Raw genomic sequence first — 24279 nt, forward strand, 5'->3', positions numbered from 1 at the left:
ATCGGAATCAGCGCCGCGTTTTTTTGTTTTTTTAAATTCGCAGCGACATAATCACAACATAAATCACGGCTGTAAATGTTTTTTTAACAATTAAAATACATACATGATTTGAGCTGTGGGAACCTGACCTGATCGCGAGCAAGCGTTGCGCTCGCAGGTTCGTGGCTCGACGACAGGTATCCGCCGTGTAAAAAACTCAGCTCACTTGAGCACCAGCATCCGATAGACCCCCGCCTCACTTTCAATCCCATGGGTATCGTGAGCGAAGCCAGGGAACGATCGGTCGAAGCTCTCGAGTGCCTTGAGATACGCCAGCAGCGGGCCGTCAGAGGCCCCTGCATTCTCCCCCGGCATCAGCAGCGGAATGCCCGGCGGATAAGGCACGATGCCAGTGGCGGCGATGCGGCCGGCGGCTTCGTCGAGCGTGACTTGTTCGACCTCGCCCTTGACCAGGTGCTCGTAGGTTTCCACCGGGCTGAGTTCGGCTTTGGGCAAGGTGCCGAAGGCCCGGGACATGGCGGCGGTGATCCGGGTCTTTTTCATCGCCGCGAAGATGTCTTGCGCCAGGTCCTTCAACCCCATGCCGGCGTAGCGTTGCTGGTTCGCGTTCAGCAAGTCGGGCAGGCACAGCTCAAGTTCCAGGTTGGTGTCGAAGTCGCGCTTGAAGTCCAGCAGTGCGTTAACCAACGTGCCCCATTTGCCCTTGGTGATACCGATGGAGAACAGAAACAGAATCGTGAAATCCGTGGTTTTCTCGACCACGATGCCTTGATGCCCCAGGTAGGCGCTCAATACACAGGCAGGGATGCCAAAGTCGAGCAGATTGCCGTCATCGCCCATGCCCGGACTCAGGATCGACACCTTGATCGGGTCGAGCATGCAATAGCCGTCCTCGATGTCACCGAAGCCATGCCAGACCTCATGTGGGTGCAGCACCCAGCAGTTCGGATCGGTCTTGAGCCGCAGAGGATCGACTTCATGGAAAGGAAGCTGCACCGCATCCACTTGAACCGAAGGCGGCTGCCAGCATGAGAAGAACCAATCGTCATGGGTCGACATCTCACACTGCATGCGCGAGATAACCTGGCGGAACGCAATAGCCTCCTCGATGGATTCATTGGTCAGAATCTGTCCGCTGGGGGCCTCCATCATTGCCGAGCTCACGTCGCACGAGGCCATGATCGCGTAATTGGGCGAGGTCGAGGCGTGCATCATGAAGGACTCATTGAACCGGCCATGAGGAATCGGGTTGCGGCCGTTACGCACGTGGATCATCGACGCCTGGGACAGTGCCGCCAGTAGCTTGTGTGTCGATTGCGTGGCGAACACGGTAGGCTTGGACGGGTCGTGATCGTCGGGGTTGCCGTGCATCGCGAAGCGGTCCTTGTACAACGGGTTGAAGCGCGCATAACCGTACCAGGCTTCATCGAAATGCAGGCGATCGACACTCTGCCCGAGCAACTCTTCGACGCGCCGAACATTGTAGGTCAGGCCATCGTAGGTGGAATTGGTAATGATCGCGTGTATCGGCGTCGGATCAATGTGGTCCAGGACCAATGGATTATTGGCGATGGCGGATTTCACGCCCTCGGCGCTCAAGGTCTGCGGCAGGATCGGGCCGATGATGCCGTAGCGGTTGCGCGTGGGCACCAGGTACGTGGGAATCGCACCGGACAGCGTCATCGCATGTTCGGCGGACTTATGACAGTTACGGTCGCACAGGGCGATCTGATCGCGTGTGACACTGGCCATGAGGATCACCCGATTGGACATCGACGAGCCGTTGGTCACGTAATAGGTGCGGTGGGCACCGAACACCTTTGCCGCGTAGCGCTCGCCCTGGCCGATGGGGCCGCTGTGGTCGAGCAGCGAGCCCAGTTCGCCGACCGAAATCGACAAGTCGGAGCGCAACAGGTTTTCGCCGAAGAACTCATAGAATGCGCGGCCTGCGGTGCTTTTCAGAAAAGCCGTGCCGCCGGCGTGGCCGGGAGTGTGCCAGGAGTATTCGTAGCCGCGGGCGAACTTCAGCAACGCGCCGAACATGGGCGGCAACACAGCCTGGCGATAACGCTCGATGGCGGCCATGATGCGGCCGCTGAGGAAGCGACTGGTGTCCTCCGGCAACCAGATGAAATCGTCGGCGTATTGCATCACGATCAGCGGCACGCTCGATGCGGTGCTGCGGTCACTGATCAGGAACACCGGCACGCGAGTGTTGCGCTCGCGCAAGGCCGCCAGCAGGTCGATGCACTCCTGATGGTCGTCGCTGCTGTCCATTTCCCAACTGAGCAATACACACTGGATAGCCGGATCGCTGCTGAGGATCGACTTCGCATCGCTCAGGCTTTCGGATGTCAGTACGCTGATGGAGCGCTCCTCAACGTCCGTGATCAGTTGGATCAACGCCCGGCCGAAGACGGTACGCTTGTCCGGCTGGTTGCAGACCAGCAACGCGAGCATGCCAAGCAGCTGTCTGTTTTCCGTCATGATTGAGGCTCCATTCTGGTCGTTTTCAGGCGTTTTGCCGGCAGGTCATTGACTGGGACAACCTCACCCACGATGTGTTGCGCCGCGACGGTCTGGGTCGGAGCGCTGTTATTCAGCGCTTCGAGACGAATCAACCGGGTGTTGACGAAACCAAAGAGCGTGTAGCCGACGATGGTCGCCACGCCGCCGAGCATCAGCGCCTGGGCCCCGGCGCTGTAGAGCGCCAGGTAGCTGTAGGCCGCCGCGATGCCGGCGACGATATTGGTGATCAGTGCCTTTCTGGCCGGGACGCCCGAGACGTTTTGCAGCGTCATCAAGGTGGCCATCGACAGGATGTACGGCACCAGGTTGGTGACCACCGCCAGATTGACCAGGGTGTCGAACTGCTTGGCCAGGTCAGGGCTGATGGTGAGCAACGCCATGGCGGTTTGCAGCGCGAGCAGGATCAGCATGCCGATGATCGGAACGTCATGCTGGTTGGCCTTGGCGAAAATCGGCAGGAAATACCCCGTATCGGCCGAACTCTTGAAGACCTGGGCCACGGTGAACTGCCAACCGAGCAAGGAGCCGATGCAGGCCAGCACCATCAGGCCCATGACGATATCGCCGATCATGGGCGTGAACATTCTGGCGAAAACCAGGCCGAATGGCGCGGTGGAACTGACGAGTTCGGCGTTGCCGACGATGCCGGAGATGACGTTGGTCGACGCGATATAAATCACCGCGGCGCCCAATGTTCCCCCCAGTACGGCGATCGGTACGTTCTTCTCGGGATTGTCCACCGCATCGCCGTTGGCGCAGGCAGACTCCAGCCCCAGGAATGCCCACAACGTGATCGCCACCGACGCGCCCGCGGCGTCGTACCAGGTCTTATCGTGAGGATTCCAACCAGCGGCGTACACGCTGCCATCGAACCAGAACCAGCCGATCGTCGACACCAGTACCACCGGCGCGATAACGCCCCACACGGTAACCGAGCCGATCCTGCCGGTGATGCTCGCGCCGCCGAAATTCGCGAATGTGGTGATCCAGAGCAGCGCGATGGTAGCGAGGCAGACTTGCAGCGCGTCGAGCCTTATATCGAAGAGGGTCTGTATGTAGCCGACCGCCGTGATGCTGATCGCCACGTTGGCGATCAGCAGGGACAGGCCATAGGTGTAGTTGGTGATGTAGTTACCGGACTTGCCGAAGGTGTATTCGGCATAGCCACCCATGCCTCCGGTCTTGCGACTGAGCATGCCGCATCGCGCAAAAGCATAGGCCAGCGCCAGCGAGCCCGTGGCCGTGATCAGCCAGGAAAGAATCGAAATACCGCCGACTTCGGCGAGTTTGGTGGGCAACAGCACAATACCCGAGCCCAGCATGTTGACGGCCGTCAACATCGTGAGCTGTCCTACAGTCATTTTTTTCGCCACGGGGGTCCCTTCTTCACGATCGTCCGTGTGGAAGCTTAGGCGCAGTGGAACAAAGCTGCAGAACAAACCCGATCAGGCCGTGCATGGTCTTCAAAGCCATGCACGGCGGAGTCCAACGCGATTACTTACGAGCCTCCAGAATCAAGTTGAAAGGCGTTTCTGCCGCACGACGCAGGTGTCTGAAACCCGCCGCCTCGAAAACTTCCCGCAACCTCGCCTCCCCAGCCTGCGCACCGAGCCCCAACCCAACCTCCTGGGACAACGAGTTCGGCGTGCAGATAAAGGTGGACGCGGCGTAGAACAGTCGTCCGACAGGGTTGATGTTTTCGTCGAGCGTGTCGTTGGCATAGGGTTCGACCAGCAGCACTGTTCCGTCTGCCTTCAGCGACCGATACGCATGTTGCGCCGCACCGACCGGGTCGCCCATGTCGTGCAGGCAATCGAAATAGCAGATCAGGTCGTAATCCTCTCCGGGAAAATCCTTGGCGGTGTTTTGGGCAAAACTGACGCGCTCATCGACGCCGCCCTCCTTGGCCCGCTGCATGGCGGTCACGATGGAAGGACCGTGATAATCGAAACCCACGAAGCGCGACGCCGGGAAGGCCTGCGCCATGACGATGGTCGAAGCCCCGTGCCCACAGCCAACGTCCGCGACCCGTGCACCGGCCGTGAGCTTTTCCACGACCCCTTCCAATGCCGGCAACCACTGCGACACCAGATAGGTTTTGTAACCGGGCCGGAAAAAACGCTCGGTACCGCTGAACATACAGGGGTGATGATCGCCCCAGGCCAGCCCGCCATCGCCACGCATGGCCGCCACCAGTTTGTCCTTGTCGTGGAACATGGAGGCAACCACCATAACGCCGCCCGCCGCGTACACCGGCGAGTCCTCGATGGCCAATGCCATCGCCTGCTCCTCGGGCAGCACGAACTGTCCTTCTCGATGCGCCATATAGCCGGACGCCACGTGAGCGCTCAGCCACTCCCGAACCAACCGCGGGTTGCAACCGGTCCTGGAGGCAAGCGCCTCGGGAGTCACCGGTTGGCTATCGGCCATGGCCTTGTACAGCCCGAGTTCATCACCCAGTATCACATTGGCGAGCATGGCCGAGGCGCCCATGTCGGACACCAGCTTACCCATGAACTCGTTCAGTTTTGCCTCGTCCATTACGTACCCTCCTGCAAGAAGGCCACCGTCGACACGGGCGTAAAGAACCTGAAAACTGTTTGCGGTGGTCGGATGGATAACGGCGCGGGCAGGCGTCACGTTCATCGGGTCCGACAGCACCCGATAAACCAAACACCCGCCTGACTACCCGCGGTGCTGGTGGCACCGCGGGGATATCCAGTCTATGCCTTGGCCGGAACCTGCGTGGGATGAGGCGACATCCGGTGGGCCCGGCGTTGGTCCATGGTTGCCGTTTTACTTCTCGCGACGATTCCTATGGCTCTGTCCGGTTTGTACGTTTGTTAGCGCTGGAAAATTTGTCCAGCATTCAAGCCTAGCTCCCTTCTGGAATGCGATACGCGACGGCTACACATAACGTCGGTCCCACTTGCGGCACCGATAAACCCATGCAAACATCATCGACTCGGCATCAAGGATCAAACCCCGCCATATCGTTTACAGCTCGACATCAAGGACGACACATGATCAGACCGTCATTTTCCAGTGCATGGGCCGCTTCTCAACGCATCTACGACACCGTCAATCCCTCCCAGAAAGTTGCCACGGTCATTGGCGGCAACGTCGCAGCGAATATCAACAGCCGTGACCCTGCCCTCAGGTGGGTCAACACTTGCGCAGTGCGCATGAGTTACATCCTTAATTATTCCGGCTCATTGATACCGCACATACGCGGCGAAACCGTGTCTGGCGCTGACAAGCGTTGGTACTTCTTTCGCGTCAAGAACCTGATCAACTACCTCGAACAGCAATGGGGAAGCGCCGAGACGGTCAAGTATCCGGCCTCGAACGGTGGCCCCCTGGCAGGCAAGAAAGGACTGATCCTGTTTGAGGTCTCTGGCTGGTACGACGCCCAGGGCCATGCCACTTTGTTTGATGGCAAAATGTGCTACGACCATTGCTATTTCAATGAGCCAGGCGTGAACTACCAAACCGACCGGGCAAATTTCTGGAGTTTGCCTTGATGAAATATCTCACCACCGCCCTGATCCTGGCTTGGGCATCCCTACCCTCCAGCAGTTGGTCCAAGGACGACCCGAGCCACTCGCCACAGGCCGCCGGGCGCAGCTACGCACAGAACTACAAAGACATGGCACTGGCAGACTGCATCGCGACCGCCTACAAGAGTGAACCCAAAGCGGCCGCGGACGCCGGCAGCAGCGCCAGCGCGCTGATGGACTGGACCTATTTCGACCTCGAACAGGCGCCGCAAGCCAGTCGCCCTCTGGTTGAGCGGTTCCTGGCGCGCGATTACAGCAGCCCTTTGGTTGAGTCGGAGCGTAAAGGAGTTCGCTTTGACCTGCTCAAATGCCTGGATCTGTATCACAGCAAGGAATTGGACGAGCAGGCCAGACAATGGGTGATCAAACCCGACCATACCTATCGCCAGGACAACCCGCCGCGAGCCAGCAAGGACTGATTCTCCGCATTCGCGCAAGCAGGATCGCGGCAGGGTCGTGATCAAGGTAGATGTTTCAGCTACGGAACAGGACGGGGTATGGGCCTACGAAACATCAACCCTCATCCTGCCTCGACCGGCTCAATCGGTATTCGACATATCAGCACTCGACGGTGTCGACTGAGCCGCAGCCGATTCAGCCTCCAGTTTCAAACGATCGGCCTTGCTGATGTACTTGGGCTTGTTTCGCGGGGCCAGTTTGGCGCTGGCTTTCTTGGCGTGGGCTTCCAAGAGCTGCTTGATTTTCTTGCGACGATTCATCTTCTTTGCCCGGCCGGTGCGTTTTTGAATGCTGACAGCTTAACGCATTGGGCCCCTTGCCCGCTTCACCGCGTCACGCGGCCTTTGCCTGGGCTTTCGCGACCAATGCCTCGATCCACGGGACCTCTATCGGATTGACCACCCCATAGCGGTCCGGCGCGAAAAACTTCCAGTGATGGGCCGCGTCGTCCAGGCGTTCGAGTTCGGGCGCGCTGAGCCAGTAATCGGTGCAGGCCAGTCCAACCGGCATCCCGGAGAAGCGCATCCCCAGCGAAATGTTGGTGCGCGGGGCAAAGGCAATGGCCAGGTCACGATTGACCTGCAGGTGCTTGCTGGCTGGGGGCTGCACGGTCTTGCCGTAACCCGCGAAGCTGCCTGCAATGCAGTGACGCAGCACCAACCATTGCCCTTCGGCGGTTTGCGCCAGGATCCATTGCGAGATGCCGCTGTCGGGCAACTCCTGGATGCGCTCGTCGAGCCATTGCGGGATATGGCATCGGTCAGGGTCATAATCGAGCGACCACAGGCTGACGCCACGAATCAGGGTGTGCCGTTCCAGCTCCACCTCGCCGGCTATGGGCATGTCTCGCCAGTAACGCAGCCTTGGGTCGTGTCGAGCGCGGTGCCTGTTCCAGGCCACCCAGCCTGCAACGAACAGCCCCGTACCCGCCGCGAGCCACCCCAGCGTGTGTGCCCCGTAGCGATCCATATCGAAGTCAGGGTCGAACAGCCCCTCATAGACCCAGATGCCCAGGAACAGGACCAATGCCGGCAATACAGGTCCGATAGCGAGCGGCATCACTGTCCATTGCAGCCAGCCGCTGGTGTGAGCACTCGCTCGATAACTCGCCCAGGCCCTTTCCTGATCCAGCATCGGCGCGCTTTCACGGGCAGCGATGTCGGCGTCGGGCGAGTGGAAGTCCACGTACAGGTCGTAGTCATTGGCGGGCATATCGAGATGGCGGTCCTGGGTTTGGTTCGCTTCGAAGGGGCCATAACGGTAGCCTCATCCTCTGGACGTTGTCTAACCCCTGCCCGATGAAAAAAGCCCCGGTACCTTGGGGTATCCGGGGCTTTGACGGTCATGTGGCAACTAGTGCTTCAAGGCGTCATAGGCTTCAAGGGAATGCAAGGAGTAGATATACGCAGCACCGGCATTCAGGGAAATCGCGGTCGCGAGTGCGGCGGCCACTTCCTCCCGGCTTGCGCCGGCCTTGATCGCAGCGTCCGTGTGCGCGGCAATGCAACCGTCGCAGCGGGTGGTGACGGCTACCGCAATCGAGATCAACTCGCGCGTCCTGGCGTCGAGCACGTTATTCTCGGCGGAGGCTTCGCCCAGGGCCATGTAGGCCTTGACCATCTTGGGATTGCTTTTGCCCAGCGCGCCAAAGGATTTCTGGATGGTGGGCAACAGTTGGGACCAGTTATTGAACATCGTGTTAACTCCTGAGCAGGTTGGTGTACTGTTTCGACGTGCTCAGTTTTCCACCCCTGTGCTGGGCGGTTTTGTTCGATGCGCTCAGCTTTTTTCGCGAAACGCTCAAATGAATGCACTCGACAAGCTGATCAGCCTGGCCAACGTTCGCGGCAGCCTGGACCTGCGTTGCCAATTTCAAGGCGACTGGGCGCTCGATCATGGGCAGGAAGCGCTCGGCAAGGCGCCTTATCACATCGTGCTCGCGGGGGAGTGCCGGGTGGAATTTCCCGACGGCCAGCGGGTACCCATGCGCGCCGGGGACATCCTGCTGCTGCCCCGTGGCGCCCGGCATGTGATGCACAGCCCCGGCAATACCGTTGCACCCTCTTCTCCCGAACAGATTCTGGGTGGCGTGTTACCAATCCACCGCATCGGTCGCGCCAGCCCCGACCTGGACATGCTGTGCGGTGCCTTTCACTTCAACCGTGCTTCGCTGTTGTTTGCATCCTTGCCTGAATACCTGGTGATTCCCAGCGGTGCAGTGCCGGCCAACGGACCGCTACCGGCACTGGTGGAAATTATTCGAGGAGAAGCGGATGACAACAGGACCGGCGCCCGTTTTCTGCTCGATGCACTATCCCAGGCGCTGTTCACCTTGATCCTGCGGGCTCATCTGGCCTGTCATGGGCAGGACAGCGGCACGCTGGCCCTGCTGGGCGACAAACGTCTTGGAAAAACCTGGCAGGCGATGCTGGCCGATCCCGCCCATGAATGGACTATCCAGGGCCTGGCCGACCTGGCGAACATGTCGCGGGCGTCCTTCATGCGGGCATTCGTACGGGTGGCCGGGGTATCGCCGTGGGTGTTACTGACGCAAGTGCGGATGGAACAGGCGTTCAGCCTTTTGAGCCACTCGCACCTTGGCCTGAGCGACATTGCGCAGCAGGTGGGGTATCAGTCGCAGGCGGCATTCAGCAAGAAGTTCAAGGAAATCTACGGCGAAGCGCCTGGGCGAATTCGCCGGACCATTTGAGCCGAAGGCATCCAGGGGCGCCCTTCACACCTCCAGCACCAGCGTCTCGCTGCCCTGGGCCGGCACCGCACAGCAAATCAGCACCTCGTCTTGCGCCAACGGCATGGCCGGCGTGTTCAGGTAATGCACCTGGCCGCGGGTCATGCGGGTTTTACACGTGCCGCACGAACCGCCACGGCAGCTGAACTCGGGGTTCAATCCCCGGGCTTCAGCCAGTTCCAGCAATGTCCCGTTGCCGGGCTCCCAACGCCCTTCCTTGGCCGAAGTGGCGAACAGAACCTTGACCGGTTCGCTCGCCGCAGGCACTTGCTGTGCCGCTGGCAGGCTGATTTCAACGTCCCGCACCAGGGTGGAGGGACCGAAGGTTTCGGCATGGATGCGGTCGTCCGGAATGCGCAACGCGCGCAGGCCGTCATACAGAGCCTGGGTGAAACTGCCCGGCCCGCACAGGTAGTAATCGTAGTCGTTGAGGGGCAGCAGTTGCTTGAGCAAGTCGATGTCGATCCGGCCTTCGGCCTCGTAGCCTTTGCCGGCGTCTGCCCCGACGGGCGGCTGGCTGACCATCCGCAACACCCGGACCTTGCCGCCCGAGCGGGCAACCAACGCATCGATCTCCTCACGAAAGGCCAGGTCAGCCACCGTCCGGGCACTTTGCACCACCCAGACCGGACGCATGCGGTTGATACGCAGCCCTTGGTAAACCACCTCGCGCAGCATCGACAACAGCGGCGTTACACCGACGCCCGCCGCCAGCAGCACCAGGGGGCGTCGCTCAGTGGCTTGCACGATGAAATGCCCTTGGGGTGCCCGCACTTCGATTTCATCCCCTACCTGTACCCGGTCATGCAAATGGGAGGATACCGAGCCATCGCGCTTGACGCTGATGCGCAGGAAATCATCCGACGGGGCGCTGGAGACGCTGTAGGTTCGAATCACCGCGGCCGCCTGGCCCTGCACCGTTACCCGTACGGGCAAATGCTGCCCGGCGTCGAAGCCGGGCAAACCGACACCGTCAGTGGCCTCCAGATAGAAGGAACGGATGTTGGGGCTCTCGTCCACGATGCGAGCAACCCGCAACGCACGCCAGCGTGTGCGCATGGCCTCGGCCTGCAAACGCTCGGCCGCCTGTTCCCAACTGCCAGTCATCGACGAATTAGGTGAATCGCCTTCGACCTGGTCGTCCCAACGCAACGGGATCGCGGCCCGGCGCAAGACAATGCGCTGCGGCGTGAAACGCCATAACCGTTCGGCACCCTGGAACGCGGCGATTTCCGGAGAGTCCAGCAAGACCTCTGCCGAGCCGGTCATCTGCACGAGATCGCCGGTGGCGAAATCGATGAAAAGCAGCCCGGCACGCGGATTGAGCAGGATGTTGCCCAGGGTGTTGAAAAACAGGTTTCCGGAAAAATCCGGAATGGTCAGCGTCCCGGTCTCGTCCATGCGCACGAAACCAGGCTTGCCACCCCGGTGGGACGCATCGATCTGCCGTTCGCCGTTACGTTCTACGTAAGTGGCGACGTGAAACGAGTCCGCCGCAGTGACCAGGCGATGTACGAGCGGATCCGCCGCTGTCAGCTCAAGCGCTTCGGACTTCTGCACATCGACAAAGCGGTACTGACGCAGGTTGATATAGCGCGGGCAATTGCCGTACGCCTGGCGGACCGTAATGTCTACCCCATGGTCGAGGCGACGGACGATGGTGCCGTTCATGCGATTGCGCCGACGGGTGTGCAACTCGATGCCCAGCAGGCCGATGGCGTCACCCTCGTTCATGCCCGCCTGGGCCGGATCGTCCGGCTGTGGCGCGAAATCGATGTGCAGTGTCTGTGGATCGGGCGAATTCATGAAACCGGGTTGTCCCGTGCGGAGGGTGGCCCAGACGTCACCTTGAGGATCCACCGCCCCCAGCACGACGAAAGGCAGCTGGGCGTAGAACTCCCGATGCTGGTCCGGCATCCATGTCCGGGACATCTGCCGTTGACCAACACCGACCATCATCTCCACCGCGCCGACGGAGCGTTGCAGGGTCAGTTCGCCTTCATGCCAGGGGGAGCCGGTTGATGTCGAGGCGTTGTCCATGGGTCTGTCCTCCTGCCCGCAGGGATGGCACCTACGGTGTGAGTGGGTTCGCACCGATACAGGGGTGCGTTGTCGTGGGCTCATCTTCTGTCGTTTGCCGACGAGGCGGAATACCCATGAACCGCAATCCACCCTTTCATAAAATGCAATAGCGCCGCTCACACAGCAGCGCCATCAGGGCATCGAGGGTTAACAAAGCGACATCGTATAGCTGACGATCAAGCGGTTCTCATCCAGATCATTACCAAAATTCGAGCGGACCGAGGCGTTGCGCCATTTCAGGCCCAGTCCCTTGAGCGTGCCGTCCTGTACGACATAGGCAATGTCCGTGTTGCGCTCCCATTCCTTACCTTCGCCGGGCGCGGCGCGTTGCACGTTGTCGCCTGAAATGTAGCGCGTCATGAATGTCAGTCCCGGTACGCCGAGCGCAGCAAAGTTGTAGTCATAGCGGGCTTGCCAGGAGCGTTCATCCACGTTGGCGAAGTCGCCGATCTGCACGAAGTTCACCAGGTACGGGTCACTGCGGCTGATATACGGGAACGGATCGTCACCGCTCATGCGCTGATAGCCCAGGCCCAGGGCGTGCCCACCGAGGCTGTAGGTGAACAAGGCGCCGAACGCCTGGTTGTCCAGGTCACGGAAATTGCCGTCCTCTGTGCTGCGCGAGTAGCGCACGTCACTCTTGAGGGACTGGCCATCGCCCAGGTCCAGGGTATGCACGAACCCGAGGTAGTTCTGCTGGTAGATATCTTCCAGCTTCCCGTAACGGTATTGCGCCGTGAAATTCGGCAGGAATTGATAGTCCGCTCCGGCGAACTGGAACTTGTCGCTGGTGCCGCCAATGCGGTTGGCGGTCATGTCCTGGTAATCGGTGGAATCGACGAAATTGATCTGGGTGAGCTGCCCGCCGGTCAGTTTCAGCCGGTCGATTTCCTGCACGCTCACCTGGCCGCCCTTGAACGTTCCCGGTAACAGCCGGGTGTCGTTGGAGTTGACCACCGGGTCCTTGATTTGCAGCGTGCCCAGCTTGAGGGTGCTGTTGGACAGGCGCATCTTGGCGGTCAGACCCACCTCCCCGTAGCGGTCTTGAGACCCCCCGGACAAATCCGCCGGCAGCAGATTGGTGCCTGACGTGCCGCCCCCGGAGTCCAGCTTGAAGCCGGCCATGGCCAGGGCGTCCAGGCCGAAGCCGATGGTGCCGGCGGTGTATCCCGACTCCATCCGCAACAGGAAACCCTGCGCCCACTCTTCGGCCTTGTCCCGCGCGCCCGTCTGGCGAAAGTCGCGATTGAAATAGAAGTTGCGTGCTTCCAGGCTGCCTTTGCTGTCGGCGATGAAATCGGCGTGGGCGCTGGGTAAACCAATCAAGCTCAAACCCAATGCCGCGCCAAGTGGGGTATAGAACGGTTGGATGGGGTTTAAATGTCGCATGCGTGCTCCTTTTATCGACGCGAGCGAACCCTTTCGGGGGGCTTTGCGTGCGCCTCGTTATTGTTGTGTGAAGACGTTGTCGTGGGGACACGGACGCCATCAGCGGCGTCGTGGTGCGGATTCTTGGTTTCGCGATCCGGAAGCGTCAAACGGGAAAAAAGCCGGATCGGCCATAAGAAAATCTGATGCGCCGTGGACTCTGATCCGGAGTGATCATTGCAGTCGCTGGCGACCACACCGTGGCGATAACTTTTACTTGTCGCACGCACCAACATTCCTTGTTGGACGCCGCCATCGCGGGCTTTTAGGGTAAAAATCCAACAAGAACAGGCGCCACTTCGATGACCCAGCCAGCCCCCACCTTCGAGCAACTGCAGCAGTACGAACCGCCAGCCCTTCGCCAGAGCATCGCCGCCGGCCATTACCAGGGGCACACCAGCGGACTGGGTCCGGGCCGGGTGCAAGCCAACATCGTGATTCTGCCCGGCGATTGGGCCGACGAATTCCTGCGCTACTGCACCCTCAACCGCCAGGCCTGCCCGATATTGGACGTGACCGAACCCGGGGACCCGTATTTCCGTAACCTGGGCAGCGCCATCGATATCCGCCATGACGTGCCCCGCTACCGGGTCTTCCGTCACGGTGAACTGAGCGAGGAACCCCTGGATATCGAACACTTGTGGCAGGACGACATGGTCGCCTTCGCCCTCGGTTGCTCGTTCTCCTTCGAACAACCGTTGCTGGAAGCCGGCATTCATCTGCGGCATATCGAGCTGGGCCGCAATGTCGCCATGTTCCGCACCAACATCGACACGCGCCCCACCGCCCGGCTGGCCGGCAAAATGGTCGTGAGCATGCGCCCGATGAAGGCCACTGCCGCCATCCAGGCCATCCAGATCACTGGTCGCATGCCCAACGTCCATGGTGCCCCGGTGCATATCGGCGACCCGACGCTGATCGGCATCGAATCTCTGGACCGGCCGGACTATGGCGACGCCGTGCCGGTCGAAGCGGACGAGATCCCGGTATTCTGGGCCTGTGGCGTGACACCGCAATCGGTGGTCCAGGCGTCTCGTCCACCGCTGTGCATCACCCATGCACCGGGGTGCATGCTGGTGACGGACTTGTGGAACAGTGCGTTGTAAGCACGACGAACAACCTGATGTGGACTGGCAATGAACACAGCCCGGCTATCGATCCAACGTTACATCGACGCCAAGGACGGCAACCGCCCTCACCTGCTCGACCAGGCTTTCACGACCGAGGCTACCCTGGACATGGTGGTGCGCACCGGCGCCATTTCGTTTCCGGGGCATGTGGAAGGTCGCGAGGCCATCGGCGAGGTCCTGGTCAGGCGCTTTGGCCAGACCTTCGAAAACGTCTATACGTTTTGCCTGGGAGCTCCGCCGCCCGCGGATGCCAAGGCGTTCCAGTGCAAATGGCTGGTGGCGATGTCGGACAAGAACAGCGGCGAGGTCCGTGTCGGTTGTGGCCTGTACGACTGGCAGTTCGAACCTGAATCGAAGCGGGTCGAGGTCCTGACGATCACGATCGAGCACATGGAAATCCTGCCAACGGCCGATCTGCCTGTGATAATGGCCTGGGTTTCCGGGCTGGACTATCCATGGTGCGATCCTCAGGCGGCGCTGAGCAATGTACCGGATGTCACCGAGCTTCAACCCGTGATCCACTATGTGAGGGCCGGCATGCTTTAACCGGCTCATGGCCCATCTGTCCCTCGGGAGCGTCCCCAATGAACATCAAGTTTCTGGAAACCTTCGTCTGGGTCGCTCGCCTGAAAAGTTTCCGGCTCACGGCGGAAAAACTGTTCACCACCCAGGCCTCCATTTCCAGCCGCATCGCGGCCCTGGAAGACGAAATGGGCGTGCGCTTGTTCGTGCGCGACTCCAAAGGTGTGTCGCTGACGTCCGAAGGGCAGCGGGTGCTGGAATACGCCGAGCGCATCATGGACACCATGCAAAGCATGAAAGCCGTGATCAAGGATCCGCGCCAGGTCCGCGGCCGGATCCGTATCGGCGCCATGGATACGGTGATCCATACCTGGATCAGCCCCCTGGTGACACGCCTGATGGAGTGCTATCCGGCCCTGGAAATCGAATTGTCGGCCGACACGGCGAGCAACCTGTGCTCACAATTGGAGAAAGGCTACCAGGACATCATTTTCCAGACCGACATCCTGCGCCTGGACAGCGTGCGCAATGCCCTGCTGACCCGATACCCGATGCATTGGGTGGTGCGCACCGGCTCTGTCTACGATCGCCCTTACGCATCGTTGGATGAGCTGTCCCAGGAACGCATCGTCACCTTCTCGCGCAATTCGCGGCCGCACCAGGACATCCTCAACCTGTTGCATTCGGCGAACATCGTTTCGCCACGCATCAACTGCGTGAACTCGGCATCGGCCATCACGCGCCTGGTTCGCGACGGATTCGGCATCGGCGCCATGCCCGCGGCGCTGGTCCAGGGCGAACTGGCCCAAGGCACTCTGAAACTGGTCGACGGCGTGCCGCTGCCCTCGGTGATGGACATCGTCGCCAGCTGGCGCACCGGCGCGGGCATGGAACGGGTGGAAGACATCGTCAGCCTCACCCGGGATGTGGTGGGTGAGTTCGTTGCGCAATTGCCTGTCGCCTACCGATTGGATTCAAACTGACCTGTTGCTCAACGGCACCCGCCTGCCTTTTCCCTCTGATCCGCACAGCGACTTCCCGCTGTAAGTGAATTGCAATATCCCGGACATACGCTGAGAAGAACGCACTGCCCGACGGCTGGCTGTGCATCTTCGTCCGCTCGGATGGCCAGGGAGTCCGCTATGAGAATCAGTGTCTTCGGAAGTGGTTACGTCGGCTTGGTGCAGGCCGCCGTATTGGCCGAAGTGGGCCACGACGTCATTTGCATGGACATCGATGAGCGCAAGGTCGAAAGCCTGCGCCAGGGTCAGGTCAGCATTTATGAGCCAGGCCTTGGGGCGCTTGTGCGCGAGGGGCTCGAGGCCGGACGCTTGCATTTCACCAGTGACGAAAAGCTTGCCGTACAACACGGCCAAGTGCTGTTCATCGCGGTCGGCACGCCTTCCAGGGAGGATGGCTCGGCCGACCTGTCCCAGGTCATGTCAGTCGGCGAAGCCGTCGCACGCTACCGCGAGCAGCCGGTCATCGTGGTGGAAAAATCCACCGTGCCAGTGGGCACCGGCGACGCCTTGCACGCACACATCAATAAATGCCTGATCAAGGCCGGGCGCTTGTTGCAGTTCGATATCGTGTCCAACCCTGAGTTTCTCAAGGAAGGCTCCGCCGTCGCCGATTGCCGGCGCCCGGACCGGATCGTGATCGGCTGCGAGCGCGAGGAAGTCCGGGAAACCATGCGTGACCTGTATGCACCGTTCAACCGTAACCACGAGCGTGTGCTGTTCATGGACCTGCGCAGCGCCGAACTGACCAAATACGCCGCCAACGCCATGTTGGCGACCAAGATCAGCTTCATCAACCAGATCGCCGAGCTGGCCGAACACCTGGGCGCCGATATCGAGTCCGTACGCCTGGGCATCGGTGCCGATTCGCGCATTGGCTACCACTTTATCTACCCCGGCTGCGGTTACGGCGGCTCGTGTTTTCCCAAGGACATGCGCGCCCTGATCCACAGTGCCGAGCAAGCCCACTGCGCCAGCGACCTGCTGCAAGCTGTGGAAGCCATCAACGGGCGGCAGAAACACAAGCTGTTCGAGCGCATCAAGGCTTACTACAAGGGCGATTTGCGCGGCAAGACTTTCGCACTGTGGGGCCTGGCCTTCAAACCCAATACCGACGATATGCGCGATGCGCCCAGCCGCGCACTCCTTGAGGCGCTGTGGGCAGCCGGCGCCAGTGTTCGCGCTTTTGACCCCGAGGCGATGCAGCAGACCCAGCAGTTGTACCCCAACGAGGCGAAACTCATGCTGATGGGTACCCCGGAATCGGTCTTGCCAGGCGCCGATGCGCTGATCATCTGCACCGAGTGGCAACCCTTCAAGGCGCCGGACTTCGATTTGATCCACCAGCGGCTCAAAGTCCCGGTCATCTTTGATGGTCGCAATCTGTATGACCCGGAGCGTATGAACAGCAAAGGTTTTACCTACTTCCCGATGGGGCGCGGCCAATCCTGCGACTTGCCTGTCGCACCCCCCGTACATTTTCAAATGCCTCGCAGTGCATGAACGTCTCTTTAGCTCAAAATAAATGCACTAGAACAGCATTAATATGAATTTGTAAGTGAGGGGGCTGAACGGCAGACTGTACATCGTTCCTCACCCCCAACTGTTGGAACACTTAAAGGGCTTTCTGGGATCTTCCCGTAAGCCCCTTTTTTTGTTCGTTTTTTGGATTTTGCTGAATGCTTGCTCGCTGGATCCCCGCTGCTATCAACACCCGTCCCACCGAATGGAGCCGCGCCGCCATCGGCATGGCGCTCGGAACGATGTTCAGTGTCTGGCTCTGCAGCCAGGTCTACGGTCTGGAAGTGGCTCAACATTTGATTGGCCCCCTGGGTGCCTCGGCGGTGCTGCTGTTTGCCGTGTCTTCGGGCGCCCTGGCCCAGCCCTGGTCGATTTTTGGCGGTTACCTCTGCGCATCGGTCGTGGCGCTTTTGGTCGCTCATGTGCTGGGCCGTACGCTGGGCAGTGCCTGTCTGGCAGCGGGTATGGCGCTGGTGCTGATGTGCTGGTTGCGCTGCGTACATCCGCCAGCAGGCGCCTTGGCCGCGACCATGGTGTTGGCCGACCCGTCCATCATTGCCTTGGACTGGCAGGGTGTCGCAGCCGCCATGCTGGCCGGTTCGGCCCTGCTCGCCAGTGCCTTGGCCTACAACAATCTGACGCGGGTGCGCTATCCGAAGCGAGCCGCCGAGCCGGTCGCCGTCATTCCGGCCGATCATCCTCCTGTCGACAGCCAGGCCATCACCGCCGAAGACTTGAAACGCGCTCTTGAGGAAATGGAAGCATTTTTCGACGTAACCCCCGAAGATCTCGAACAATTGATCCACGCCAGTGAACGACATGCCAAGCGTCGCAGCATCGCAGAGGTGCTGTCAGGTCGCGGATGATCCTGTGACTGCTATAAATATGCAGAAAGGACCTGCACGTATGCCAGTTGTGCAATGCAAATTTGCACTGTTACGATCCAGACCGGGTACGCGCGACACAATTCATAAAAAAGAATAAAAGCAGGGAGTTAGCGATGACTGCTCAGGTTTCATCACAACCCGTAGGAAGCGTCCAGATCGCGACCTGCGATGTGTTGGTCGAGGTTCGAAACCACATCGGCCATCTGACCCTGAACCGCCCCGCCGGCCTTAATGCCCTGACCCTGGACATGGTGCGCTGCTTGCAGCGACAGCTCGACACCTGGGCTCTCGATCCGCGCATCCATGCGGTGGTCTTGCGCGGCGCCGGCGAGAAGGCGTTCTGCGCCGGTGGCGATATACGTTCGCTCTACGACAGCTTCAAACAGGGCGAGACCCTGCATGAAGACTTTTTCGTCGAGGAATACGCCCTCGACCTGACGATCCATCATTACCGTAAACCCATCGTCGCTCTGATGGACGGTTTCGTCCTGGGCGGCGGCATGGGGCTGGTGCAGGGCGCAGACTTGCGGATCGTTACCGAACGCAGCCGTCTGGGCATGCCGGAAACCGGCATCGGCTATTTCCCGGACGTGGGCGGCAGTTATTTCCTGCCGCGCATTCCCGGCGAGCTGGGCACCTATCTGGGCGTCTGCGGAGTCCAGATACGCGCTGCCGATGCGTTGTACTGTGGACTGGCCGACTGGTACCTGGAAAGCCACAAGCGCCTGCAACTCGATGAACGCCTGGACCGACTGGAGTGGAGCGATACGCCGCTCAAGGACCTGCAAAGCCTGCTGGCCAAGCTTGCCGTGCAGCAACTGCCAGCTCCTCCCCTCGACGCACTGCGCCCGGCCATCGATCATTTTTTTGCCTTGCCCGACGTACCGAGCATGGTCGAGCAACTGCGTCAGGTGACAGTCGCCGACAGCCATGAATGGGCCCTGGAAACCGCGGACCTGCTGGAGTCCCGCTCCCCCTTGGCCATGGCCGTGACCCTGGAGATGTTGCGGCGCGGCCGGCAGTTGAGCCTGGAGAACTGCTTTGCTCTGGAGTTGCACCTGGACCGGCAATGGTTCGAGCGTGGCGACCTGATCGAGGGCGTGCGCGCGCTGCTGATCGATAAAGACAAAAAACCGCGCTGGAACCCGCCGACCCTGGAAGCGCTGGACGCTGGGCACGTAGCGAGTTTCTTCGACGGTTTCGACGACCTTGGGAACTGACTCCATGCACGATCTCGAACTGACTGACGAACAAGTGATGATCCGCGACATGGCCAGGGATTTTGCCCGCGGCGAAATCGCGCCCCACGCACAGGCGTGGGAAAAGGCCGGCTGGATCGACGACGGTGTCGTGACGAAGATGGGCGAATTGGGCCTGCTGGGCATGGTGGTGCCCGAAGAATGGGGCGGCACCTACGTGGACTACGTAGCCTATGCGCTGGCGGTGGAAGAAATTTCCGCGGGCGATGGCGCGCTTGGGGCACTGATGAGCATCCATAACTCGGTGGGTTGCGGACCGGTGCTCAACTACGGGACCGATGAGCAGAAGCAGACCTGGCTCGCCGAGCTGGCGAGCGGCCAGGCCATTGGCTGCTTCTGCCTGACCGAGCCCCAGGCGGGCTCCGAGGCCCACAACTTGCGCACCCGCGCCGAACTGCGGGACGGCCAATGGGTCATCAACGGCGCCAAGCAGTTCGTCAGCAACGGCAAGCGGGCGAAACTGGCGATCGTGTTTGCCGTGACAGACCCTGACCTGGGAAAAAAAGGCATCTCGGCGTTCCTGGTACCAACCGATACGCCGGGCTTCATCGTGGATCGCACCGAGCACAAGATGGGCATTCGGGCCTCGGACACCTGCGCGGTGACCCTGAACAATTGCACGGTGCCTGAAGCCAATCTGCTGGGCGCCCGAGGCAAAGGCCTCGCAATCGCCCTCTCCAACCTCGAAGGCGGTCGCATCGGCATCGCAGCCCAGGCCCTGGGTATCGCCCGAGCGGCGTTCGAAGCGGCCCTGGGCTATGCGCGGGATCGGGTGCAGTTCGACAAGGCCATCATCGAACATCAGAGCATTGCCAATCTGCTGGCCGACATGCACACCCGCCTGAACGCGACCCGCCTGCTGGTCCTCCACGCCGCCCGGTTACGCAGCGCCGGCAAGCCCTGCCTGTCGGAAGCGTCCCAGGCCAAGCTGTTCGCCTCGGAAATGGCCGAGAAAGTTTGCTCCTCCGCCATCCAGATTCACGGCGGGTACGGCTACCTGGAGGATTACCCGGTGGAGCGCTACTACCGCGATGCACGGATCACCCAGATCTACGAAGGGTCGAGCGAGATACAGCGGATGGTCATCGCCCGGGAACTCAAACACTACCTGGTGTGAGGGCTTGAAAAGCATCGCGAGCAGGCTCGCTCCCATAGGGATCCGGGTTGTACGCAAGCATTGCATACGACATCCGGCTGTGTGGGAGCGGGCTTGCTCGCGATAGCGTCAGCCAGGTCGACGCGTTACTTGTCCTGGAACTCCGGTGAACGCTTGGCGACGAACGCTGCCATGCCTTCCTTCTGATCCTGCGTGGCGAACGCCGCGTGGAATACTCGACGTTCGAAACGAACACCCTCGGACAGGCTCACTTCAAACGCCCGGTTGACGCTTTCCTTGACCATCATGCTGATCGGCACCGACTTGGAGGCGATCAGCGCGGCGGTTTTCAAGGCGTCGTCCAGCAGTTCATCCGTCGGTACGATCCGCGCCACGATGCCACAACGTTCGGCCTCCACCGCGTCGATGAAACGCCCGGTCAGGCACATTTCCATGGCCTTGGCCTTGCCCACCGCACGGGTCAGGCGCTGGGTACCACCCATGCCGGGCAGCACGCCCAGGTTGACTTCCGGCTGACCGAACCTGGCGTTGTCACCGGCCAGAATGAAGTCGCACATCAGCGCCAGTTCGCAGCCGCCGCCCAGGGCGAAGCCGTTCACGGCCGCAATAATGGGCTTGCGGCGATTCGCCACCCGATCGCTGTCGCTGAACAGGTCATCCAGATAAATCTGCGGATAGGTCAGCTCAGCCATTTCCTTGATATCCGCACCGGCGGCGAAGGCTTTCTTCGAACCCGTCAATACAATGCAGCCGATTTTCGGGTCGGCTTCCAGGCTGTCCAGCGCATGGTTCAGTTCGCTGACGATCTGCGCGTTCAAGGCATTCAGTGCCTGGGGACGGTTGAGGGTGATCAGGCCGACACGGTCTTTGATCTCCAACAAAATCGTTTCGTAATTCATGCAGCACTCCTGTTCAAAGATTGCGCGAAATGACCATGCGCTGAATGTCGCTGGTGCCTTCATAGATCTGGCAGACCCGCACATCGCGGTAGATGCGTTCCAGCGGGAAGTCGTTGAGATAACCGTATCCGCCCAGGGTTTGCAACGCCATGGAGCAGACTTTCTCGGCCATTTCCGAGGCGAACAGCTTGGCCATGGACGCCTCCACCAGCGCCGGTTGGTCGTTGTCCCGCAGGATGGCGGCGTGATGAACCATCTGCCGCGCCACGGCGATCTGGGTCGCCATGTCCGCCAACCGGAACGCCACGGCCTGATGTTCGATGATCGGTTTGCCGAAACTCTGCCGTTCGCGGGCATAGTCCCGAGCGGCCTCGAACGCAGCACGGGCCATGCCCACCGATTGCGCCGCGATGCCGACACGTCCTCCTTCCAGGTTGGCCAGGGCGATCCGGTAACCTTCGCCCTCCTCGCCCAACCGATTGGCCGCCGGCACTTTCACGTCCTCGAAAAGGATCTGGCACGTATCGGAGGCGTGCTGCCCGAGTTTGTCCTCGACCCGCGCCACGCTGTAGCCCGGCGAATCGGTAGGCACGATAAACGCGCTGATACCGCGCTTGCCGGCGCTCGGATCGGTCACCGCGAACACGATCACCACCCCGGCATTCTGCCCCGAGGTGATGAACTGCTTGTTGCCGTTGAGCACGTAATGATCACCTTCCAGGCGCGCCCGTGTCTTGAGGCTGCTGGCGTCCGAGCCGGCCTGGGGCTCAGTGAGGGCGAACGCACCGAGCATCGCCCCACTGGCCAGGGGGGTGAGGAACCGTTCCTTTTGCTCATCGTTGCCAAACTTCAGGATCGGCACGCAGCCCACCGAGTTGTGCACGCTCATGATGGTCGAGCACGCACCATCGCCGGCGGCGATTTCTTCCAGGGTCATGGCATAGGCCAGGTAACCGGTGTCGCAACCGCCCCACTGCTCCGGCACGAGCATGCCGAAAAAGCCCAGCTCACCCATTTCGGCAATGGCCTCCCTGGGGAAACGATGCTCGCGATCCCACTCAGCGGCGAACGGTTTCAGGCGTTCCTGGGCAAAGTCCCGGGCCATGTCACGGATTTGGGTTTGTTCTTCAGTCGGGAGCATGGTGATTCCTTAATACAGGCATTCGACAGCCATGGCCGTGGCTTCGCCGCCGCCGATGCAAATCGCCGCGACACCACGCTTGAGGCCTTTTTGGCGCAGGGCCGAGAGCAGCGTCACCAGGATCCGTGCACCGGATGCGCCAATCGGGTGGCCCAAGGCGCACGCGCCGCCGTGGATGTTGACCTTGTCGTGGGGAATCTCAAGCTTGCCCATGGTCACCAATCCGACCACGGCAAAGGCTTCGTTGACTTCGAACAGGTCCACCTGATCCAGCGACCAACCGGTTTTCTGCATCAATTTTTTCACTGCGCCGACAGGCGCCGTAGGAAACAGGCTTGGTGTGTCGGCAAATGCCGCATGGCCGTGAATCACCGCCAAGGGCTTCAAACCGCGTTGTACGGCCTGGCTCTGGCGCATCAGCACCAGCGCGGCGGCGCCGTCGGAAATGGAACTGGCATTGGCCGCCGTCACCGTACCGCCCTCACGGAATGCCGGTTTGAGGGTGACGATCTTGTCGATCCGCGCCTTGGGCGGCTGTTCGTCGTGGCGTATGGTCACCTGTTCCTTGCCGACCATGACCTGCAACGGCACGATCTCGGCATCGAAGCTGCCGTCCTTGATCGCTTGCTGGGCACGGGTGGTGGAGGCGATGGCGAACGCGTCCTGGGCCTCGCGACTGAAGCCGTTGGCTTCGGCGCAGTCCTCGGCGAAGGTCCCCATCAGGCGCCCCTTGTCATAGGCATCCTCCAGGCCATCGAGGAACATATGATCGAGCACCTTGCCGTGGCCCATGCGCAGGCCGCTGCGGGCGCGATCGAGCAGGTACGGCGCGTTGGACATGCTCTCCATGCCGCCGGCCACCACCACGTCGGCGCTGCCGGCGACGAGCATGTCATGGGCCAGGATCGCCGCTTCCATGCCCGAGCCGCACATCTTGTTGAGCGTGGTGCAACGGGTCGACTTGTCGAGCCCGGCGCCCAGCGCAGCCTGACGCGCCGGGGCCTGGCCCTGGCCGGCCGCGAGCACGCAACCGAACAGGACTTCTTCAACGGCATCGGCGCCGATGCCGGCGCGCTCTACCGCAGCCTTGATGGCGGCAGCCCCCAATTGTGGGGCCGTAAGACTCTTGAGTTCGCCCTGAAAGCCACCCATGGGGGTGCGGACGGCGCTGACGATGACAATCGGATCGTTGGACATGGCTAAGTCCTCCTTCATTTGGCGGCCATGCGCAAGGCACCGTCGAGACGGATCACCTCGCCGTTGAGCATGCTGTTTTCAATGATATGCCGGGCCAACGCCGCATACTCGGCAGGCTTGCCCAGACGCGGCGGGAACGGCACGCCGGCGGCCAGGGAATCGCGCACCTCGGGCGTCATGCCGGCCATCATCGGGGTTTCGAAAATGCCCGGGGCGATGGTCATCACACGGATACCGAAGCGGGCCAGTTCCCGAGCCGCCGGCAAGGTCAGGCTGGCAATGGCCCCCTTGGAGGCCGAATAGGCCGCCTGGCCGATCTGACCATCGAACGCGGCGACCGAAGCGGTGTTGATGATCACCCCACGCTCACCGTCGTCATTGGCTTGGGTCTCGGCAATGGCCGCCGCCGCGAGGCGCATCAGGTTGAAGCTGCCGATCAGGTTGACGTTGATCACTTGGCTGAAGCTTGCCAAGGCATGCGGACCGTTTTTGCCAAGGATCTTCTCGCCGCGCACAATGCCCGCGCAGTTCACCAGTCCGTTCAAGCCGCCAAAGGCGTCGACGGTCGCCTTGACCGCCGCTTCGGCCGCCGCCTCGTTACTGATGTCCGCCACCACGCTCCGGCAGCCCAGTTTTTGCGCCTGGGCGGCCACGGCTTCGGCGTTGAGGTCCACCAACATTACCTTGGCGCCAGCCTTGACCAGCATCTCGCCGGTGGCCGCGCCCAGGCCGGACGCGCCGCCGCTGACGAGGAAAATCTTGTTGTCGATCTGCATCATG

General features: G+C 61.0%; 22 protein-coding genes. 10 read left to right on the forward strand and 12 right to left on the reverse strand.

The features are described 5' to 3' along the window. Positions 1-201: 201 nt before the first annotated feature. From AD666_RS21850 to AD666_RS21860, 3 genes are all read right to left on the reverse strand, one after another. Positions 202-2487 carry an Orn/Lys/Arg decarboxylase N-terminal domain-containing protein gene (locus tag AD666_RS21850; protein ID WP_053156659.1) on the reverse strand — a complete coding sequence of 762 codons (2286 nt, stop codon included), beginning with the start codon at positions 2485-2487 and terminating at the stop codon, positions 202-204. Then, positions 2484-3890: a putrescine-ornithine antiporter gene (potE, locus tag AD666_RS21855; RefSeq protein WP_053156661.1), complete on the reverse strand. Its 1407-nt coding sequence runs from the start codon at positions 3888-3890 to the stop codon at positions 2484-2486. Before potE ends, AD666_RS21850 begins: the two co-directional genes overlap by 4 nt. 133 nt (positions 3891-4023) lie before the next feature. Beyond that, a complete protein-coding gene (locus tag AD666_RS21860; protein ID WP_053156664.1) occupies positions 4024-5070 on the reverse strand; it encodes a class I SAM-dependent methyltransferase in 1047 nt (348 codons plus the stop codon). Between the two features lie 482 nt (positions 5071-5552). On the opposite strand from AD666_RS21860, the gene AD666_RS21865 reads away from it, so the two are divergent. Together AD666_RS21865 and AD666_RS21870 are read left to right on the forward strand one after the other, a co-directional pair. Beyond that, positions 5553-6053 (forward strand): type VI secretion system amidase effector protein Tae4, encoded by a 501-nt coding sequence (locus AD666_RS21865; RefSeq protein ID WP_053156667.1) that lies wholly within the window; start codon positions 5553-5555, stop codon positions 6051-6053. Beyond that, positions 6053-6508, forward strand: a complete 456-nt coding sequence (locus tag AD666_RS21870; protein WP_053156670.1) for a type VI secretion system amidase immunity protein Tai4 — start codon at positions 6053-6055, stop codon at positions 6506-6508. The genes AD666_RS21865 and AD666_RS21870 overlap by 1 nt, the downstream gene beginning before the upstream one ends. Positions 6509-6628: 120 nt before the next feature. Here AD666_RS21870 and AD666_RS21875 read toward each other — a convergent pair whose 3' ends face one another. From AD666_RS21875 to AD666_RS21885, 3 genes are all read right to left on the reverse strand, one after another. Then, positions 6629-6808 (reverse strand): DUF2986 domain-containing protein, encoded by a 180-nt coding sequence (locus tag AD666_RS21875; protein ID WP_053156673.1) that lies wholly within the window; start codon positions 6806-6808, stop codon positions 6629-6631. 73 nt (positions 6809-6881) lie between these two features. Beyond that, positions 6882-7760, reverse strand: a complete 879-nt coding sequence (locus AD666_RS21880) for a hypothetical protein (protein ID WP_053156676.1) — start codon at positions 7758-7760, stop codon at positions 6882-6884. A 141-nt stretch (positions 7761-7901) separates the two neighbouring features. After that, positions 7902-8243, reverse strand: a complete 342-nt coding sequence (locus tag AD666_RS21885; protein WP_053156679.1) for a carboxymuconolactone decarboxylase family protein — start codon at positions 8241-8243, stop codon at positions 7902-7904. Between the two features lie 109 nt (positions 8244-8352). On the opposite strand from AD666_RS21885, the gene AD666_RS21890 reads away from it, so the two are divergent. Further along, positions 8353-9258, forward strand: coding sequence for an AraC family transcriptional regulator (locus AD666_RS21890; RefSeq protein ID WP_053156682.1), 906 nt, complete (start codon positions 8353-8355; stop codon positions 9256-9258). A gap of 24 nt (positions 9259-9282) precedes the next feature. Here the strand turns inward: AD666_RS21890 and AD666_RS21895 are convergent, their stop codons facing one another. After that, positions 9283-11337 (reverse strand): pyridoxamine 5'-phosphate oxidase family protein, encoded by a 2055-nt coding sequence (locus AD666_RS21895; protein ID WP_053156685.1) that lies wholly within the window; start codon positions 11335-11337, stop codon positions 9283-9285. A gap of 189 nt (positions 11338-11526) precedes the next feature. Further along, on the reverse strand, positions 11527-12768 hold the full coding sequence (locus AD666_RS21900) for an OprD family porin (RefSeq protein WP_053156688.1): 1242 nt from the start codon (positions 12766-12768) through the stop codon (positions 11527-11529). Positions 12769-13109: 341 nt separating this feature from the next. Here AD666_RS21900 and AD666_RS21905 point away from each other — a divergent pair, with 341 nt between their 5' ends. The 7 genes from AD666_RS21905 (at position 13110) to AD666_RS21935 (ending at position 20262) form a co-directional block, all read left to right on the forward strand. Beyond that, positions 13110-13913: a putative hydro-lyase gene (locus tag AD666_RS21905; protein WP_053156690.1), complete on the forward strand. Its 804-nt coding sequence runs from the start codon at positions 13110-13112 to the stop codon at positions 13911-13913. Positions 13914-13943: 30 nt separating this feature from the next. Continuing rightward, entirely contained in the window at positions 13944-14483 is a 540-nt protein-coding gene (locus AD666_RS21910) for a hypothetical protein (RefSeq protein ID WP_053156693.1), read from the forward strand. Between the two features lie 38 nt (positions 14484-14521). Continuing rightward, positions 14522-15442: a LysR family transcriptional regulator gene (locus AD666_RS21915; protein ID WP_053156697.1), complete on the forward strand. Its 921-nt coding sequence runs from the start codon at positions 14522-14524 to the stop codon at positions 15440-15442. Between the two features lie 159 nt (positions 15443-15601). Further along, positions 15602-16981 (forward strand): UDP-glucose/GDP-mannose dehydrogenase family protein, encoded by a 1380-nt coding sequence (locus AD666_RS21920; protein WP_053156705.1) that lies wholly within the window; start codon positions 15602-15604, stop codon positions 16979-16981. A 176-nt stretch (positions 16982-17157) separates the two neighbouring features. Next, positions 17158-17865 carry an HPP family protein gene (locus AD666_RS21925; RefSeq protein WP_053156708.1) on the forward strand — a complete coding sequence of 236 codons (708 nt, stop codon included), beginning with the start codon at positions 17158-17160 and terminating at the stop codon, positions 17863-17865. 134 nt (positions 17866-17999) lie between these two features. Then, the gene (locus AD666_RS21930) at positions 18000-19106 is read left to right on the forward strand and encodes an enoyl-CoA hydratase/isomerase family protein (protein ID WP_053156710.1); all 1107 of its coding nucleotides are present in this window, start codon (positions 18000-18002) and stop codon (positions 19104-19106) included. A gap of 4 nt (positions 19107-19110) precedes the next feature. Next, entirely contained in the window at positions 19111-20262 is a 1152-nt protein-coding gene (locus tag AD666_RS21935) for an acyl-CoA dehydrogenase family protein (RefSeq protein WP_053156713.1), read from the forward strand. A gap of 125 nt (positions 20263-20387) precedes the next feature. On the opposite strand, the gene AD666_RS21940 is transcribed toward AD666_RS21935, so the two are convergent. The 4 genes from AD666_RS21940 to AD666_RS21955 are packed head-to-tail and all read right to left on the reverse strand — an operon-like array spanning position 20388 to position 24275. Then, positions 20388-21161, reverse strand: a complete 774-nt coding sequence (locus tag AD666_RS21940) for an enoyl-CoA hydratase (RefSeq protein ID WP_053156718.1) — start codon at positions 21159-21161, stop codon at positions 20388-20390. A gap of 13 nt (positions 21162-21174) precedes the next feature. Beyond that, entirely contained in the window at positions 21175-22302 is a 1128-nt protein-coding gene (locus AD666_RS21945; protein ID WP_053156721.1) for an acyl-CoA dehydrogenase, read from the reverse strand. Positions 22303-22311: 9 nt separating this feature from the next. Further along, complete coding sequence (locus AD666_RS21950; RefSeq protein WP_053156724.1) at positions 22312-23499, reverse strand: acetyl-CoA C-acyltransferase; 1188 nt, start codon at positions 23497-23499, stop codon at positions 22312-22314. A gap of 14 nt (positions 23500-23513) precedes the next feature. After that, the gene (locus tag AD666_RS21955; RefSeq protein ID WP_053156727.1) at positions 23514-24275 is read right to left on the reverse strand and encodes an SDR family NAD(P)-dependent oxidoreductase; all 762 of its coding nucleotides are present in this window, start codon (positions 24273-24275) and stop codon (positions 23514-23516) included. Positions 24276-24279 lie beyond the last annotated feature (4 nt).

The organism is Pseudomonas sp. Pf153 (assembly GCF_001269775.1).
In the GTDB taxonomy this organism is placed as follows: Bacteria; Pseudomonadota; Gammaproteobacteria; order Pseudomonadales; family Pseudomonadaceae; genus Aquipseudomonas; species Aquipseudomonas uvaldensis.

Bases quoted from the DNA above. Each gene is read 5' to 3' on its own strand.
- AD666_RS21850 (WP_053156659.1), bottom strand. From the start codon at position 2,487: ATGACGGAAAACAGACAGCTGCTTGGCATGCTCGCGTTGCTGGTCTGC.
- potE (WP_053156661.1), bottom strand. From the start codon at position 3,890: ATGACTGTAGGACAGCTCACGATGTTGACGGCCGTCAACATGCTGGGC.
- AD666_RS21860 (WP_053156664.1), bottom strand. From the start codon at position 5,070: ATGGACGAGGCAAAACTGAACGAGTTCATGGGTAAGCTGGTGTCCGAC.
- AD666_RS21865 (WP_053156667.1), top strand. From the start codon at position 5,553: ATGATCAGACCGTCATTTTCCAGTGCATGGGCCGCTTCTCAACGCATC.
- AD666_RS21870 (WP_053156670.1), top strand. From the start codon at position 6,053: ATGAAATATCTCACCACCGCCCTGATCCTGGCTTGGGCATCCCTACCC.
- AD666_RS21875 (WP_053156673.1), bottom strand. From the start codon at position 6,808: ATGAATCGTCGCAAGAAAATCAAGCAGCTCTTGGAAGCCCACGCCAAG.
- AD666_RS21880 (WP_053156676.1), bottom strand. From the start codon at position 7,760: ATGCCCGCCAATGACTACGACCTGTACGTGGACTTCCACTCGCCCGAC.
- AD666_RS21885 (WP_053156679.1), bottom strand. From the start codon at position 8,243: ATGTTCAATAACTGGTCCCAACTGTTGCCCACCATCCAGAAATCCTTT.
- AD666_RS21890 (WP_053156682.1), top strand. From the start codon at position 8,353: ATGAATGCACTCGACAAGCTGATCAGCCTGGCCAACGTTCGCGGCAGC.
- AD666_RS21895 (WP_053156685.1), bottom strand. From the start codon at position 11,337: ATGGACAACGCCTCGACATCAACCGGCTCCCCCTGGCATGAAGGCGAA.
- AD666_RS21900 (WP_053156688.1), bottom strand. From the start codon at position 12,768: ATGCGACATTTAAACCCCATCCAACCGTTCTATACCCCACTTGGCGCG.
- AD666_RS21905 (WP_053156690.1), top strand. From the start codon at position 13,110: ATGACCCAGCCAGCCCCCACCTTCGAGCAACTGCAGCAGTACGAACCG.
- AD666_RS21910 (WP_053156693.1), top strand. From the start codon at position 13,944: ATGAACACAGCCCGGCTATCGATCCAACGTTACATCGACGCCAAGGAC.
- AD666_RS21915 (WP_053156697.1), top strand. From the start codon at position 14,522: ATGAACATCAAGTTTCTGGAAACCTTCGTCTGGGTCGCTCGCCTGAAA.
- AD666_RS21920 (WP_053156705.1), top strand. From the start codon at position 15,602: ATGAGAATCAGTGTCTTCGGAAGTGGTTACGTCGGCTTGGTGCAGGCC.
- AD666_RS21925 (WP_053156708.1), top strand. From the start codon at position 17,158: ATGCTTGCTCGCTGGATCCCCGCTGCTATCAACACCCGTCCCACCGAA.
- AD666_RS21930 (WP_053156710.1), top strand. From the start codon at position 18,000: ATGACTGCTCAGGTTTCATCACAACCCGTAGGAAGCGTCCAGATCGCG.
- AD666_RS21935 (WP_053156713.1), top strand. From the start codon at position 19,111: ATGCACGATCTCGAACTGACTGACGAACAAGTGATGATCCGCGACATG.
- AD666_RS21940 (WP_053156718.1), bottom strand. From the start codon at position 21,161: ATGAATTACGAAACGATTTTGTTGGAGATCAAAGACCGTGTCGGCCTG.
- AD666_RS21945 (WP_053156721.1), bottom strand. From the start codon at position 22,302: ATGCTCCCGACTGAAGAACAAACCCAAATCCGTGACATGGCCCGGGAC.
- AD666_RS21950 (WP_053156724.1), bottom strand. From the start codon at position 23,499: ATGTCCAACGATCCGATTGTCATCGTCAGCGCCGTCCGCACCCCCATG.
- AD666_RS21955 (WP_053156727.1), bottom strand. From the start codon at position 24,275: ATGCAGATCGACAACAAGATTTTCCTCGTCAGCGGCGGCGCGTCCGGC.